The organism is Roseomonas sp. TS2 (assembly GCF_058833935.1).
Map to the genome: position 1 here is coordinate 1 of NZ_JCACVY010000012.1, position 13,787 is coordinate 13,787.

Genomic DNA, 13,787 nt, shown 5'->3' on the forward strand with positions numbered 1-13,787 from the left:
TAGACGTGCCGCTTGAGGCAAAACGCCGCAATTCGAGTCACCACCGATCGGGGTCGATACTGGTTCTGGAACAAGCTGGATTTAGGATCTCCCCGCGCCGGTGATGGGCAGCAGTACGGCTTCCAAAGATTGGACAGTTGAGGAGAGCTTCTGCTCGATCGGGTCTGCTGGGTTCTCAGCCACCCCGTCCTCCTTGAGGCCAAGGAACTTCGCGCGCGCTGCCACCGCCTCCCGCCGGAATCGGTCTCCATGGCTCGTCCGGTCCTCTTCCAGGGGCTCGTAAGTGTCGATCAGCCGGGCCAGCCCTGAGAGCTCGGTCAGCGCCTTGGCAAGCTCGTCTGCGGCATCCGGCTTCGGTAGCTTGATGAAATATCCGGCGCGCCGATAGGCGGCGCCGAAGCGCCGCCAACTCTCCCACGCGCGCTGGAGGGCCTCCTCGCGGATGCGGGCAGACGTCTCCCGCGTCTTCGCAGGCGTCTCGACATCCTCCGGCGCCGCGCTGAACCCGCGTGCGCGGGCGGCCCGGGTCAGGTCGACGATCTCGTGCAGGGCGACTAGGCAGTCCTCGGCGCGCTCGATGGCCCGCTGACCCAGGGCTTGCTTGCGCCAACTGTTCAAGCCGTAGATGGCGGCACCAGCGAGTACCGCCGTCGGGAGGAATGTCCCGAGCCCCTGAATCCACGCGGCCGTAATCACACCCCCCGCCATTTGCATCCCCGATCAATCGCTCAACCAATGTCCCTGTAGCCGGACGGATGCGCGACGGCGATAGACCCCAGCGGCCGGTGCCGCCACGACACCGCTGTCTTGCCAACGCCCTCCCTAACCTCGTGATAACCGCCTTGTGCGGCCTCACCACCAACAGGGAGGAGCGCCGTGTTCCCAACCGCACGCAGCCTGCTCAAGTCCCTCTTCAGGGCAGCATCGCATCTACAGGCATCATGGCCCTGCTGCCGGTCGCCGCTATGGCGATGATGCCCGCCGGAGCCGTCGAGGCGGCCGCCAGCGCCGCGGGGATGACGCCCGAGGTCCTGCGCGTCATTACCCTCGGCCAGTCCACCGCGAACCTGCCTGGCTTGGTCGTGACCTTCGCCGTCCTCGACCTCGCCGTCCGCCTTGCCTTCTCGGCCGTCCGGACCGGTTGGCGCCGGTTCGGACAGGCCCGGCGACTGGCGCTGCCGGTCGCCATCATCCTCGCCGCCGCTGCCCTGATCCCGGGCGTCGCGCAGGCTGCCGACCAGGCTTCCGCGACACTGTCAGCGTCCGATGCCGTAGAACTCCTGAAGACGGCGCCCGGAGCTCACGACCTGAGCGTGGAATGGATGCGGCGGATGTTCCCGGCGACCATGCAGTTCTGGCTGTTCAACGGCTCCTCGGCGACGGCGGGCGGGAACACAGACGTGCTGATGCCGCTGTTCCAGGTGTTCAACCCCATCCTGTTCGCCATCGGCGGAGCGATGGTAGCCTGGCACACGGTCATGACCGGCTTCGACCGAGACAGCGACACCCTGAAGCTCTGGACCGACGCATCCCGCCAGCTTGACCTCCTCATCCGGGACAAGCGGGCCAACGACTATGTCTCCTCCGCTCAGGTGCGGGTGCGGGAGGATCGCTCCTCGCTCAATCCGCTGGCCGCGCTCCTCAAGCCTGCCGGTGACCTTGCGGCCCGCTGGGCAGTCGATGGAGCCGCCCTGGACGAGGTCGCGCCGATGTCGTCCATCTCAACGATGGGCGGGCACATGGTGCTCGCCGGTCAGGCAGCCCTGGTGACCTGGGCGGGTCTCAACGTCACGGCCGAGACCGCGAAGACGGCGCTCCAGAATGGCATCAGCAACGCCCCGGCTGCTCCGGCGGCGGGCGCCGCCAAGGCGCTTGATGTCCTGGCCCCGTTCGCCGTGACGCTGATCCGCGTCCTAATCTACATCGGCCTTCTCAACAACTTCATCCTGCCCATGATGCCCTACATCATCTGGCTGTTCGCCGTGATGTCCTGCGCGGTCTACGCAGCGTAGCTCGTCGTCGCCGCGCCGGTGGCGGCCTTCATGCACATCCGCTTCGACGGTAACGAGCTCATCAACGGCGAGCAGAAGGCCATCTACGGCATCATCTTCAACGCCTTCCTGCGTCCGACGCTGCTGATCTTCGGCCTCATCTTCTCGAAGCTCATCTTTGCGGTGTGGCCGGATACACCAACAAGACCTTCGGCGTCGCGATGAGCTCGGCGATGGGGGACACGATGGTCGGTGGCTTCGGGATCATCGCGATGCTCGGGATGCCGAACTACCAGCTTTGCATCCGCTCCTTCTCGCTCATCCACGAGCTCCCGAAGATGGTCAGCACCATGCTGCACGTCGATGATGGCCAGCGCGCCGAAGGCGAGCACAGCACCACGGTGCTGGCGGCCGTGAAGACCGGCACCAGGAGCGGCGGTGCCCAGGTCGTCTCTGGCGCGATGTCCGGCACCGGAAGCCAGGAGAAGGAAGAGGGCAAGCAGCCCAAGGGCGCAAGGAGCATCTCAGGCAGTGGCAACTACGCTGCCGTCGAGGAGCGGCCCCGGCCGCCGGAGCCGCGGAAGCGGACCTGAACCGACAGAAGGCCGGGACACCCTCCCGGCCTTCTTTTCACCATGCGCTCGCGACCAGGATCTCCTCCAACCGGGTGGTGTAGCGAGGCGACAGTCTCTCGGCCCGGGTCTTCCAAGCTCGCTCGATGCCGGTGGCCAGCGGCCGCACGGTCCCGGCGCCGAACCGCGCATCTGGTGGCGCGCTTCCCAGGGCTCGAGCAGCAGATCTAGCTCAGGGGCTCCGAGTGACAGTGAAAGAGATTGAAACGATTTGAGGCGTCGTGGAAAACGTTGCCTCTTCGTTATTCATCTTCGTATGATGAGCTACGACCAGCAATGAGGGCCAAACATGCCGAGCCTGATGATCACGGAAGACGAGTTCCAAACGCTGCCGCTGGAGTGCCAGAAGGTGCTCCTCGCCCGCTTCCTGCCCGGCGCCAGCCTGGATGCTGAGGACACTGGCGAGGAGGTGGGGCAGCCCTCGGACCCGGTGACCTCTGACGACGATCCGCCCGATTTCTCGCCTGCTCAGGCCAAGAAGGCCCTGCTCGCCTTCAAGGGTCGTACCAAGGACGTCATGCGGGAGATCGTGACCTACCCCGAGAGCGGCTTCCTGCTGCCGGACCTCGAGAAGAAGCTCGGTGTGGATCCGGGCGGGCTGAAGGGTTCCTGGACCGGCATCACCAAGGTCACGCGCCGCATTCTCGGGGATGAAGAGGCCTACCTCATCTCGTGGACAGAGCGGCAGGGCGGCGTCTGGCACGGCCGTCTGTCTCCCATGTCGTACCGCTCTCTGCGCAAGGCGTTCGGCCTCGCCTGACCGGTCCTAGATGGCGTCAGCCGTCCGCTGACGCCATCTCCCGCTCGAGCTCGGCCAGCCGGGCGGTCGTCAGAACGTCGACGTCGGGGTAGTGCTTGGCCATCTCAGCCCTCCTGGCTTGCGAGGAGGCCACGAACGGCAAGCTCGACCTTGCGCGGCATCGGCAGCGCGCCGGTCTCGTAGCGGCTCAGGGTGCTCTTGTTGATGCCAACGGCTGCGGCGAACTCGGCATAGCTGAGGCCACTGGCCTGACGGGCGTCGCGGAGGAAGTCTCCGGGGGCAGAAGTGTCAGACATGTGGGAATCTCCTCCTTGACATCATAGTTGCGTGGCGCAACCCGGATCAACATTCTCGATGCAAGGGAGAGTACGTGGCTGTCGCGTGGCCATATGTTGACAACATGTGCGCTGTGCGAAGGATTTTGAAACTGCTTCAACAATGGTCAGGAATTATCCCCCGCTCGGGTGCTGAGCGAGCGCTGGCGAGGTAGGTTGTTGCATGGATAACATCGAGGAGCGCTACTTTCAGACGGGCGCCAGCGAACCGATCAGGCTCGTTATCGTGGGCAAGGACCCTTATCCCAGTCGACGCACCGGGATCCCATTCTGCAAGCCCGATTGGATCAGCCAGGGCAGGCACAACTGCTCCGGACGTTACGTTTTGGAGTCCCTAGGCATTGATTGTTTTAAGGCATCGGAGAACTTCGGAACCCCGACCGAGCTCTTCCTATCACTGCGTGACGAGGGGATCGTCTGCCTCAACGCCTCCTATGAGTTCCTGGGAACGACACTGGGTCGGTCCCACAGAACTCAACTCGCATCGGCTTACCACGAGATCAACAAGGCCTTCCTGGACAAAGCACGTGACGTCATCCTTTGCGGCGAGGCGTGCGAGATGGCACTCGTTCTGGGAGCAGAGCTCATCGCGCCTGAGCGCGCCGCTGCATGGACCAAGGCTGTCCATCCAGACTACCGAAACAGTAAGTCGCGGTGGCCAAACATCCGTCTGGCATGGCGGGAGATGTGGTCTCCCTGCGCCATAGTGAAGCGGTACGGTCTGTCGTTCAGGTCCAATGGGCCTTTGACCGGGGTCACTGTGGCGGCGCTACTTGAGTGGCCCGGAGGCGGTCTCTGATCGGCCCCGAATGGGAATGCCGGACAGCCGAGCCGCCTCGAATAGGCCGAACAGGTTAGGAATGTCCGTGAGTTCCATCGCTCGCTGCGCAGAGATCCGGCCTTCCTGCCACGCCTCCAGGACGTCGGCGAGGGTGCACAGTTCACGGGGTGGCAGAACACGGCCGGGGGCGCGGGGCATGCGGGACATCTAGCATGCACCTTGGGCAAGAGCAGCTTATTCTGCTATCGTTCCGTGCCCGCGAGGGGCGGGCGTTGAGGGATTATGCATGGGCCTGCTGAGTTGGCTGTGGTCGCAAACCGCGCCGGAGCAAGTGCGGGAAGTTGAGCATCAAGCGCCAAGCTTCGAGCAGCGGCTGACCCGGATCGTCCAGAACTCCCGGGGACTGAGCAGCCGGACCCAGGAAGAGCGCCAGGCTCTCATTGAGGACGTCACGGAGGCACTCGACATCGTCGAGGCCGCCATCGGCGCACTTGAGGCGGCCGAACTCGCCGACCGCGCCAAGCGTACCCGGACGCGTCTCCGGACCATCCGCACGCGGGCTGAGCGAGCCGCCTGATGGGTAGCTTCAGCAGGCTCGCCGAGCAGATGGGCGACATTGAGCGGTTGGCCTGGGAGGAGGTCTGGCTGGTAGCCAGGGACTGCTCCATCATCATCCGTAGCATGCCGGATCACCGTCGCAAGCGTGTCGCGTCTGCGCTGATCGCGGAAATGCTGGAGAACCAGGGCGGGATCTGCCCGCTCTGTGACACGGCCATTGAGCGATCGACCCTCGGTGCCTACCACGTCGACCACATCATCCCCTTCACCCGGGGAGGGGGCTACGAGGCGGGCAATCTCCAGGTAACTCACCCTTCGTGCAACATGTCGAAGGGCGACAGCGTGATGCTGGAGGAGCTTGTCCCTTACCTGGAGCGCAAGGCCGAGGAACTGGGTTTCTAATCCCAAGTCACTGCTAACTAGAAACTCATCTGGCGGCCGCGCTGCCTTTCCAAGGACGCGGCCAAACGCAACTACAGATCACAGACTCCATCATGCTAACCGCTGCCGAGAAAGAAGAGTTCTACGCAACTAAGGACCAAGCCTACCATCTACTGCTCAGCGCCTGGTGTTACAAAGAAAAAGTCAACGCTTTCGGCGGTCGTGTCCGACAACAGACGACCAGATACATGCTGGAAGAGTTAACTGCATTACGGGCCATATCGAATGCGGTTATTTTGCACCTCTCAATCTAGACGATGACAAATCGGCCTACAGCCTCCACGCCATCAAAAAGACTATCAATCGCAGCAAGGGGGCCACGGAGAAAAACAAGAGCCGATTCAATGCGAGCCTTGCGGATTTTAGGTCGTCAATCAACACCGTGAAGGTGGAGCACCGGAACGCATACGTTGCGCACCGTACGGGTGAAGAATATCCCGATCCTATAATTCTTCCTAATTTGGAAGTTTTTTCCTTCCAGCCACTATCAAGGCGCTCAAGACGCTCGATCTGGCCTGGGGGACTGAAATGCAGTTCGGCTTCAACCCGGGGCAGGGTAGCCACATGATCGACTTCTGTGCCGAACTTGGAATACCAAGGTCTTCCGCTCTTTCAGAGTAGCGTAGCCGGGTCCGGCCAAGCACGCTCGTCTAGGCGGAGACGCTCTGCCCGTTGCACCATCGTCTTCCGGGTGAGCTCCATGCATTCGGCCAAGTACTCGTCTGCGACCCTATTCTGCTCCGGATCCGAAAGGTCCAGCAGGCCGCGTCCTTCGGCCTTGCCAATCTCGGTCGCGAAACTGGAAGACCACACGGCGCCGATGTTATCCGCGTCCTCAACATCGGTTGGGTTCAGGCTGCGAACGAACTCCAAAACCATGGCCCTGTGCTCATCTGCTACCAGTTGGATGCCGCAGCCCTTGATGTGGCTGACAACCACGCTCTGGAACTCGCTTCTGTCGTCGACTACAACGGTGACGTGCGACCCATTCTGGGCATCCAGCAAGCTGTAGATGATGTCCCTGAGTTCGCTGTCATGAGCTCCCTCGCCTATGTATTTCCCTATCGCCCACCGCTGAAAGTCCAGAACCTCAGGCGTCGGCGGCCGAACCCACCGAAAGCCGTTGCCATGATCTAGGACGAGCTCGCACGCACTTAACTTCGATCGGTCATAATGCTGCTCAGTCATGTGACACCTCCTGAAGCAATGCTCCGGCAGAGGCTGGCAACTGAGGGTAAAGATCGGGTTGCCGAGTGCACCAAGCCATCATGCTCCCGATCGCTGAGGTCATGCCGCTCTACGCGGCCCGGCGGCAGCGCACCGGCTTGGCGCACGTGACCTGGGCGTCGCTGTTGGCCACGCCTTCCGCCGTTGACGTCACCCGTGACCTAGATGCCGTCATCGCGCCATGACTTCCTCTGGGGTGCCAATCTCGTTGACACCCTAGAGTCCGGCCTTCATGACCCTTATCATGAGCAAACGGCAGCCGAGCTTCCTGGCGACGATAGGATACGAGGGCGTGGCCCTCGACGAGTTCATTGCTAGCCTCCAGGACGCTGGCATAGAGCGCCTGCTGGACGTCCGCGAGCTCCCTCTGTCGCGGCGGCGTGGCTTCTCGAAGACGGCACTTTCCGCCGCCCTGGCCGAAGCCGGGATCGAGTATGTCCATCTCCGTGGGCTCGGCGATCCCAAACCGGGCAGGGACGCCGCCCGTAACGGGGATATGCCGCGTTTCCGTCGAATTTTCGGTGCCCACATGCGAACCTCGAAGGCCCAGGCCGACCTGGCAATAGCGGCCCACTTGGTGAGCGGCGGCGGGGCCTGCCTTATGTGCTTCGAGCGGGATCACGCAGACTGCCATCGCAGTATCGTAGCCGACGCCATTTCTGCTACCGTGCCGGTAAAAATCAGGCACCTGAGAGTCGCCAGTGCGTCCGGCCAGCCCACCATCCGCTAATCTCCCGTCCTCGAATACGCTTGAGAGGAGCGGCCGGGAGAAAGTCCTGGTTCTCGTCAAAGCCCTGCCGCACGCTGGAAAGAAGCACGGCGAGACAGTCTGCTGCGCGGGCGTAACCCAAGACGGCCAGTGGCGGCGCCAGTATCCGGTCCACTTCCGGCGACTGAAAGAGCAGTTCGGTCGTTGGGATTGGATTGAGTACGACTGGATCAGACCGGGTGGCGAGGACCGTCGTGCGGAGAGCCGCAGGGTCCAGGAAGACACCATCAAGTGCTGCGGTGACATGCCAGAGCGTGAACGCGCCGAATTCCTGGACCGCATCATCGTCCCGTCCACCGAAGTGGCGGCGTCGCGTGGTCAGAGCCTTGCCCTTATCCGTCCCACCAAATCGCGGTTCTGGTGGAAGAAGAAGACGGCGAAGGAACTCGAGCAGGAGAAGCAGGCCTACGAGCGGGCGGCGCAGCAACTCTCCTTCCTGGACGCCGAGCTTGCAGCCCTGGCGCCCTGCCCATACGCCTTCAAATACGACTACGAAGCCGAAGACGGGAAGAGCCACAAGGCCACCTGCGACGACTGGGAAACCGCTGCCATGTTCTACAACTGGGAGCGGAAGATGGGGGCGGAGAAGGCCTTGGAGGAAATGGGCAAGGTCTTCAACGAGCGCTATCCGGCCAAGGGAATGGCGTTCGCGATGGGCACGCACTCTAGGTATCCGGACGTCTGGCTGCTTGTGGGTGTCCTGCGCCTCGACAAGGTGGCGCAACTCGCCCTGTTCTGACCAGGACACGGAACCTGCTCAGTGAAGGTGCGCGTTAGGCAATCGGGTGTGATGTGGACGCCCGCGAGCCAGTCGAAAGACGCCGGTTCAGATTTGAAGGAGATCCGCGGGTTCTTCCCGTCCGTCCCGAGCGTGCGCATGCGTACCTGGACTCGAGCGAAGCGCTCCCACCGAACGTCATAGCCCGGGAAAGTGGGCGGCATGAGTTCCCCGTCGAACGCTGCGGCGACCAGGACCTCACAGAAGCTAGAGGCTGTTATGGACCTGCGGGTGGGTCACGATCAGGCTGCGGGGCATGAGTGCCCGCAAGCCCTACCCCTCTGACGTTTCCGATGACGAATGGGCGCTGGTGGCGCCCTACCTGACGCTGCGGCCCGAGGTCGCCGGGCAGCGCGAGCACAGCCTGCGCGAGGCGTTCAACGGCCTGCGCTACGTGATCAAGACCGGCGCACCCCGGCGCTGGATGCCGAACGACCTGCCGCCTTGGGCGGCAGTCTGTCAGCAGGCACAGCACTGGCTGGCGGCAGGCTGCTTCGAAGCCCTGGCCGAGGATCTGCGGACGGTGCTGCGCCTGGCGGCCGGGCGAAAGGCGCAGCCCAGCGCTGTCATTCTGGACAGTCGGACGCTGCGCTCCTCTCCTGAGAGCGGCGAGCGGGCGGGGTATGACGGCGCCAAACGCAAGAAGGGTTCCAAGCTGCACCTGGCGGTCGGCACGCTGGGCCATCTGTTGGCGTTGCACGTCACGCCCGCCAGCGCGGATGACCGTGCTGAGGTCGGGCGGCTGGCCCGGGCGGTGCAGGCCTCCACCGGGCAGAGCGTCGTGAAGTTGCCGGAGGCCAGGCGCGGCTTCGTGCTTCTGCCGCGGCGCTGGGTGGTCGAGCGGTCGTTTGCCTGGGCCAGCCGCTTTCGGCGGCTGGTGAAGGACTACGAGCGCTATGCCACCACTCTTGCCGATCTCCGCCTCGTCGCCTTCGCCTGCATCATCCTCAAGCAAGCCGCTCGACTGGCCGCAGGTCCATGACAGCCTCTAGGCAATCGACGCGCCGGCCAACGCCACCCTTCCGCTGAGCCTTCCCATGCCTCGCGTGGAAGCCGTGCTCGCCGTCACCATGACGAGCTTCGCCATCTGAGACCGACGCCATCCTCTGGGCCTTCGCACTGGCTCGCTGGCTGGCGGCCGGGCAGGGCTCGCCCAATAGCTCTAATGCTCTGGCTAGGCCCGCTCATATCTACAGGCATGGCCCTCGTCCTGCTGCTCTGCTACGCGCTCCGGCTGGCGCTGGGGGCCTGCCCGGCCCTGGTGCTCGCCAGCCTGGCCGCCACGCTGCTCTGAGGCAAGCCATGACCGCACAAGACGCACAAGACCTGCACCCCTCTTGCCCTGGCTCCTGCTCCGGCGCGGGCCGCAGCCTGACGCGGCGCGGCTTGCTGCGGGCGGGGCGGGGGGCGGCTCTGGGAATACTGCCTGGGCTCGCCGTGCCGCCGGTGCTGGCCCAAGGTCCCCTCCGCATCACGCATGCCTTCGGCGAAATCCTTTTGCCGGAGCCGCCCCGGCGGGTCGTCTCGCTCGGCTTCCAGACGCAGGACACATTGCTGGCCCTCGGCGTGCAGCCCGTGGCGGTGCGCCGATGGTATGGCGACCAGCCAGCCTCCATCTGGCCCTGGGCCCAACCCTTCCTCTCCGGCTCCCTGCCTGTCGAACTGCCCACCGAAATCTCAGTCGAGCAGGTGGCCGCGCTGGCGCCGGACCTGATCGTGGGCATCGGCTCGGGAATCACACCGGCGCAGTACGCGCTCCTGTCGCGCATCGCGCCCGTGCTGATGCATGCGCCGGGGCAGGCGGTCTCCACGCCCTGGGCAGTGCTGACCCGCAGCCTGGGGCTGGCGCTTGGCCGGCAGGAGCTGGCGGAGGAACGGATCGGGCAGGCGCAGGGGTTGATCGACGCAGCCCGGGCCCGCCATCCCGGCTGGGAGGGCCGTACGGCGCGGATCGCCTATGCCTTTGGCGGCGAGGTCGGTGCATATGCCCGCGAGGACACGCGCGGCGCCTTCCTGGCGGAGCTTGGCTTCGTGGTGCCGCCGCTGCCGGACCAGGCTCTGCGGCGAGGCTTCTACGGAGTCCTCTCGCCGGAGGATCTCTCGCCCCTGGAAGTGGATCTGCTGATCTGGATGACGAGCGAGTCAAGCGCGGCCATCACCAACATTCCGATGCGACGCTTCCTAAGCGCCCACAGGGAAGGGCGCGAGATCCTGGCCAGCCGCATGGTGGCCGGCGCCCTGTCCTTCGGCAGCATCCTCTCAGTGCCCTATGCCCTTGCCGCGCTGGAGGCAGAGATCGTGGCGGCGCTGGACGGCGATCCGGCCACGCCAGTCGCCTCCGCCGTACGATCCGGCCTTGCGCCGTAAGGCCGGGCGGTCCGCTTCAACTCCGCACCAATATGCGGCCGCCCTGGCTCAGCGGAGAGGCCTCCTCTGCCGACACCGTACCCGCCAGCTTGTGGTGGTCCCATGAGCCCTGATTTTCCTGAGACTGCTTCACCTCAAAGAGATGACCTGGTGAACACCCGTCGGGCGCGCCGACAATGTCAATTCCTGCATAATCTGCCAATCGATAATAATTAGTCTATTGTTCCTGTGAGATTTTATTACCAATATACCGATAATATATCTATGAGTACAGGACAAAAACTGAGTCGCGATACTTTCCGCGCTGGGATACGCAAAATTTTGATCTGTGACGCTAAGTGTATGGCCCCGCAGGAGGATGATTATTGTTGGCAGTTATTTTTTCCGCCGGAAGGGTCCTCATCTGAATTTGGTTGTATTCTGGAGCATGCCTGGTGCCAGCCTTATGTTCTTTGCAGCCCAGTACGAGGGCGGCTATCAGCGGGCCGCAAACTCACTGGCTCTTCGTGAGTGGCCGCTAAAAGCGCTTGCACCCGTTATCCCTGCCTTACAGCGCCTTTCAAAACGGAAAAGCGGTAGGGCTGCGCCGATCTGAAGGGCATGGCGAAGCCCCTGATCTCGGATGAAGTCTGACCGGTGATTGAGCCGCTGCTGCCACCCGAACGGCCCAGGCCGCAGGGCGGACGGCCGGTCGTACCGCCCCGTGCTGCCCTGAGCGGCATCCTCTTCGTGCTGCGCTCCGGCATCCCCTGCGAGATGCTGCCGCGGGAGATGGGCTGGTAAAACGTATACGTTTTACCCGGCGTCACCTGCTGGCGGCGGCTGCGGGACTGGCAGGAGGCTGGCGTGTGGGACCGGCTGCACCGGGAGCTGCTGCGCCGCTTGCACCAGGCGGACCGGGTCGACTGGAGCCGTGCCTGCGTGGACAGCGCGTCCATTGCAGCCAAGAGGGGGGCGCCGGAACCGGGCCGAACCCGACGGACCGTGGCAAGGCAGGCACCAGGCGCCACCTCCTCACCGACCGGCGCGGCATCCCGCTGGCCTTCCTGCTGATCGGCGCCAACACGCAAGCAGGCCCTTCGGCGACCTGCTCGATGCCGTGCCACCCATCCCAAGCAAGCCCTATGATCATCGCCGCTGCCGCCGCGCCTGCCTTCGGCGCGGGATCAGGCACCGGATCGCGCGCCGCGGCATCGAGAGCAGCCGGAGGCTGGGCAAGCACCGGTGGGTCATCGAGCGCACATCCGCTTGGATCAACCGCTTCCGTCGCTCGGCCATCCGTTACGAGCACAGGCTCGACATCCACCAGGCCCCCACCGCGCTCGCCTGCTCCCTCATCTGCCTCAACGCGCTTCAGGGGCGGTTTTGAAAGGCGCTGCTAATCCGAATGGCCAATGCCATGGCGCGGCTGCGCTCCGTGGCGCTGCCGGAGCATGCGCGGCGGTCCCTGCTGGAGCAACTCGCCATGGTCCTTGCTGACGGCGAGAGGGGCATCGCCTCAGCCAGGGACCTGGAGATTCTCCAGGCCCACGGGCGGCACGCCCAGGAACGACTCGACCGCTGACCGTTTTGCCTCCTTCCAAAGCCTCAGTCTGGCCGTCCCTGGCTCCAGGAAACCTGCCGGTCAAAGAGCGGCACGGTGGAGACCGCCATCTTCGCGCTGCCGTCCTTGATCTGGCGTGCGTAGGACACGTAGATCAGCGTGTTGTTCTGGCGGTCATAGATGCGGCGCACCCGGAGGGACTTGAACACCAGGCTGCGCCCCTCGCTGAACACCTCCTCGCCGCCCTTATCCGTCTCGATCTCGCCAATGACGATGGGGCCGGTCTGGCGGCAGGCGATCGAGGAATTGGACGGATCCTCGAACCAGTTCCCCTTCGAGACGCGGTCGATGAAGCCGCGGCTGAAGTAGGTCAGATGGCAGGTCACTCCCTGCACCTCGGGATCGGTGAGCGCCTCGACGACGATGTCGTTACCTGTCCAGTCCGTGCTGATTTCACCGACCTGCTCGGCGTCAGCGGGCGCGGCGGCGATCAGTACGGCCGCGGCGGCGAGGAAAAAGTGTCTCATGATTTGCAATCCCTTAGGGTTTGGCGCCGCAGCGCCAGGAATGATTCGTGCCGACTGAACAGGGGCTGACCATGCCAGTTGCAGGCGGGCTAAGGCCTGTTAGAGCTTGATGGCTGTTCACATGTTCCGGGCATGGTGGAGAGCAATGGCAATCAGGTTTTCACGGATGCGACCTGGGCGATCTGCGAGCCACTGATCGGGGAGGCCAGGCCCCACGGTAAGACACCACCAAAGGACCTGCGCCGGACCATCTCAGCGATCCTCTGGCGGCACCAGAACGGCGCCAAGTGGCGCAGCATTCCCGACGATCGTCTGACGCATGACAAGGTTGAGCCCCAGCAGGTAGGGGCTCATGTCCTTGGTGAACGGCTCAGTGTGCAGGTAGCCGGCGTCGTAGAGCGGCACGCGGAAAAGCTCGAGCAGAAGAAAGCCGAGCAGCACGAAGGCCTGCAGTGGGTAGATGCGCACCAGCCAGGCAAAGGCGAACGGCTTGAAGCTCTCCCAGCGCACACCCTCGACGAACTTCCGCCCATCAGCATGGCTGGTCACGAAGCCGCTCAGCAGGAAGAAGAAGCCGACCCAGAGATAGCCCTTCTCGAAGAACTCGGTGTGGATCGGTGAATACGAGGTTGGGCAGGAAGCTGCCAAAGTTGTGGAACACGACGACCAGCAGCGCGGCGAAGCCGCGGAACGCGGTCAGCGTCGTGAACTCCTTGCGACTGGCTGAATCCTGCCGCGAAACCATGCTCGACATCAATCTCCCTGTTGGAGGCTGACCGCGCGCCGCCACGCGGCGCCGGGCACCGGGCCGTGACCTTACAGTGGTTCGAAAAGCTGCCAGGCGGCTGCTGGCCGGCCGCCGCGGCGCTTCAGAAGCCGATGACCCCCGTCACCCAAAGCAAAATGACGATTACGCCCGGCACGCCGAGCAGCCAAAGCAGCAATGGCATGATTCATCCCCCTAAGCCTGCGGACGGGTCGAGGCGCCCGCCCTGGTTTGCAGCCGAGCATACGGCAAGAGCGGTGCAGCTTGGTTATCCGCCGGAGCGCCGCCCTGGCGGGTGCCAAGCGCACCCGG

At 64.0% G+C, this 13,787-nt stretch carries 19 protein-coding genes and 2 pseudogenes; 14 read left to right on the forward strand and 7 right to left on the reverse strand.

Going from position 1 to position 13,787, the window contains the following annotated elements:
• Nucleotides 1-81: 81 nt before the first annotated feature.
• Nucleotides 82-708 (reverse strand): hypothetical protein, encoded by a 627-nt coding sequence (locus ACZJYS_RS04225; protein ID WP_493176024.1) that lies wholly within the window; start codon nt 706-708, stop codon nt 82-84.
• Nucleotides 709-941: 233 nt separating this feature from the next.
• Between ACZJYS_RS04225 and ACZJYS_RS04230 the strand changes: the two genes are divergently transcribed.
• From ACZJYS_RS04230 to ACZJYS_RS04240, 3 genes are read left to right on the forward strand one after another with little or no spacing between them, the layout of a single operon-like run.
• A complete protein-coding gene (locus ACZJYS_RS04230; protein ID WP_493176026.1) occupies nt 942-2,012 on the forward strand; it encodes a hypothetical protein in 1,071 nt (356 codons plus the stop codon).
• A gap of 30 nt (nt 2,013-2,042) precedes the next feature.
• Complete coding sequence (locus ACZJYS_RS04235) at nt 2,043-2,216, forward strand: hypothetical protein (protein WP_493176028.1); 174 nt, start codon at nt 2,043-2,045, stop codon at nt 2,214-2,216.
• On the forward strand, nt 2,177-2,584 hold the full coding sequence (locus ACZJYS_RS04240) for a hypothetical protein (protein ID WP_493176030.1): 408 nt from the start codon (nt 2,177-2,179) through the stop codon (nt 2,582-2,584). Before ACZJYS_RS04235 ends, ACZJYS_RS04240 begins: the two co-directional genes overlap by 40 nt.
• A 37-nt stretch (nt 2,585-2,621) precedes the next feature.
• Here the strand turns inward: ACZJYS_RS04240 and ACZJYS_RS04245 are convergent, their stop codons facing one another.
• Complete coding sequence (locus ACZJYS_RS04245) at nt 2,622-2,774, reverse strand: DUF4113 domain-containing protein (RefSeq protein ID WP_493176111.1); 153 nt, start codon at nt 2,772-2,774, stop codon at nt 2,622-2,624.
• Between the two features lie 138 nt (nt 2,775-2,912).
• Between ACZJYS_RS04245 and ACZJYS_RS04250 the strand changes: the two genes are divergently transcribed.
• Nucleotides 2,913-3,383 (forward strand): hypothetical protein, encoded by a 471-nt coding sequence (locus ACZJYS_RS04250; RefSeq protein ID WP_493176032.1) that lies wholly within the window; start codon nt 2,913-2,915, stop codon nt 3,381-3,383.
• Nucleotides 3,384-3,487: 104 nt separating this feature from the next.
• Here the strand turns inward: ACZJYS_RS04250 and ACZJYS_RS04255 are convergent, their stop codons facing one another.
• Nucleotides 3,488-3,679, reverse strand: coding sequence for a helix-turn-helix domain-containing protein (locus tag ACZJYS_RS04255; RefSeq protein WP_493176034.1), 192 nt, complete (start codon nt 3,677-3,679; stop codon nt 3,488-3,490).
• A gap of 202 nt (nt 3,680-3,881) precedes the next feature.
• Between ACZJYS_RS04255 and ACZJYS_RS04260 the strand changes: the two genes are divergently transcribed.
• The 3 genes from ACZJYS_RS04260 to ACZJYS_RS04270 all read left to right on the forward strand — a co-directional run bounded on the left by ACZJYS_RS04260 (nt 3,882) and on the right by ACZJYS_RS04270 (nt 5,459).
• The gene (locus ACZJYS_RS04260) at nt 3,882-4,517 is read left to right on the forward strand and encodes a hypothetical protein (protein ID WP_493176036.1); all 636 of its coding nucleotides are present in this window, start codon (nt 3,882-3,884) and stop codon (nt 4,515-4,517) included.
• A 268-nt stretch (nt 4,518-4,785) separates the two neighbouring features.
• Nucleotides 4,786-5,076, forward strand: coding sequence for a hypothetical protein (locus ACZJYS_RS04265; protein ID WP_493176038.1), 291 nt, complete (start codon nt 4,786-4,788; stop codon nt 5,074-5,076).
• A complete protein-coding gene (locus ACZJYS_RS04270; RefSeq protein ID WP_493176040.1) occupies nt 5,076-5,459 on the forward strand; it encodes an HNH endonuclease in 384 nt (127 codons plus the stop codon). The genes ACZJYS_RS04265 and ACZJYS_RS04270 overlap by 1 nt, the downstream gene beginning before the upstream one ends.
• 651 nt (nt 5,460-6,110) lie before the next feature.
• Here the strand turns inward: ACZJYS_RS04270 and ACZJYS_RS04275 are convergent.
• On the reverse strand, nt 6,111-6,686 hold the full coding sequence (locus ACZJYS_RS04275) for a hypothetical protein (RefSeq protein WP_493176042.1): 576 nt from the start codon (nt 6,684-6,686) through the stop codon (nt 6,111-6,113).
• A gap of 331 nt (nt 6,687-7,017) precedes the next feature.
• On the opposite strand from ACZJYS_RS04275, the gene ACZJYS_RS04280 reads away from it, so the two are divergent.
• From ACZJYS_RS04280 to ACZJYS_RS04305, 6 genes and pseudogenes are all read left to right on the forward strand, one after another.
• Entirely contained in the window at nt 7,018-7,455 is a 438-nt protein-coding gene (locus ACZJYS_RS04280) for a DUF488 domain-containing protein (protein ID WP_493176044.1), read from the forward strand.
• Nucleotides 7,427-8,233 (forward strand): DUF8758 domain-containing protein, encoded by an 807-nt coding sequence (locus ACZJYS_RS04285; RefSeq protein WP_493176046.1) that lies wholly within the window; start codon nt 7,427-7,429, stop codon nt 8,231-8,233. The genes ACZJYS_RS04280 and ACZJYS_RS04285 overlap by 29 nt, the downstream gene beginning before the upstream one ends.
• Before the next feature lie 295 nt (nt 8,234-8,528).
• Complete coding sequence (locus tag ACZJYS_RS04290; RefSeq protein WP_493176048.1) at nt 8,529-9,254, forward strand: transposase; 726 nt, start codon at nt 8,529-8,531, stop codon at nt 9,252-9,254.
• 515 nt (nt 9,255-9,769) lie between these two features.
• Nucleotides 9,770-10,639: an ABC transporter substrate-binding protein gene (locus ACZJYS_RS04295; RefSeq protein WP_493176050.1), complete on the forward strand. Its 870-nt coding sequence runs from the start codon at nt 9,770-9,772 to the stop codon at nt 10,637-10,639.
• Nucleotides 10,640-11,275: 636 nt separating this feature from the next.
• Nucleotides 11,276-12,008: pseudogene (locus ACZJYS_RS04300) on the forward strand (IS5 family transposase).
• An 18-nt stretch (nt 12,009-12,026) separates the two neighbouring features.
• Entirely contained in the window at nt 12,027-12,203 is a 177-nt protein-coding gene (locus ACZJYS_RS04305) for a hypothetical protein (protein ID WP_493176052.1), read from the forward strand.
• A gap of 23 nt (nt 12,204-12,226) precedes the next feature.
• Here ACZJYS_RS04305 and ACZJYS_RS04310 read toward each other — a convergent pair whose 3' ends face one another.
• Nucleotides 12,227-12,709, reverse strand: coding sequence for a CreA family protein (locus ACZJYS_RS04310; RefSeq protein ID WP_109519176.1), 483 nt, complete (start codon nt 12,707-12,709; stop codon nt 12,227-12,229).
• A gap of 132 nt (nt 12,710-12,841) precedes the next feature.
• On the opposite strand from ACZJYS_RS04310, the pseudogene ACZJYS_RS04315 reads away from it, so the two are divergent.
• Nucleotides 12,842-13,018 (forward strand): annotated as a pseudogene (locus tag ACZJYS_RS04315) (transposase); the annotation flags it as partial.
• Here the strand turns inward: ACZJYS_RS04315 and ACZJYS_RS04320 are convergent.
• Together ACZJYS_RS04320 and ACZJYS_RS04325 are read right to left on the reverse strand one after the other, a co-directional pair.
• On the reverse strand, nt 12,962-13,258 hold the full coding sequence (locus ACZJYS_RS04320) for a hypothetical protein (protein WP_493176113.1): 297 nt from the start codon (nt 13,256-13,258) through the stop codon (nt 12,962-12,964). The pseudogene ACZJYS_RS04315 and the gene ACZJYS_RS04320 overlap by 57 nt on opposite strands.
• On the reverse strand, nt 13,242-13,463 hold the full coding sequence (locus ACZJYS_RS04325) for a hypothetical protein (RefSeq protein WP_493176115.1): 222 nt from the start codon (nt 13,461-13,463) through the stop codon (nt 13,242-13,244). Before ACZJYS_RS04325 ends, ACZJYS_RS04320 begins: the two co-directional genes overlap by 17 nt.
• Between the last annotated feature and the right edge of the window lie 324 nt (nt 13,464-13,787).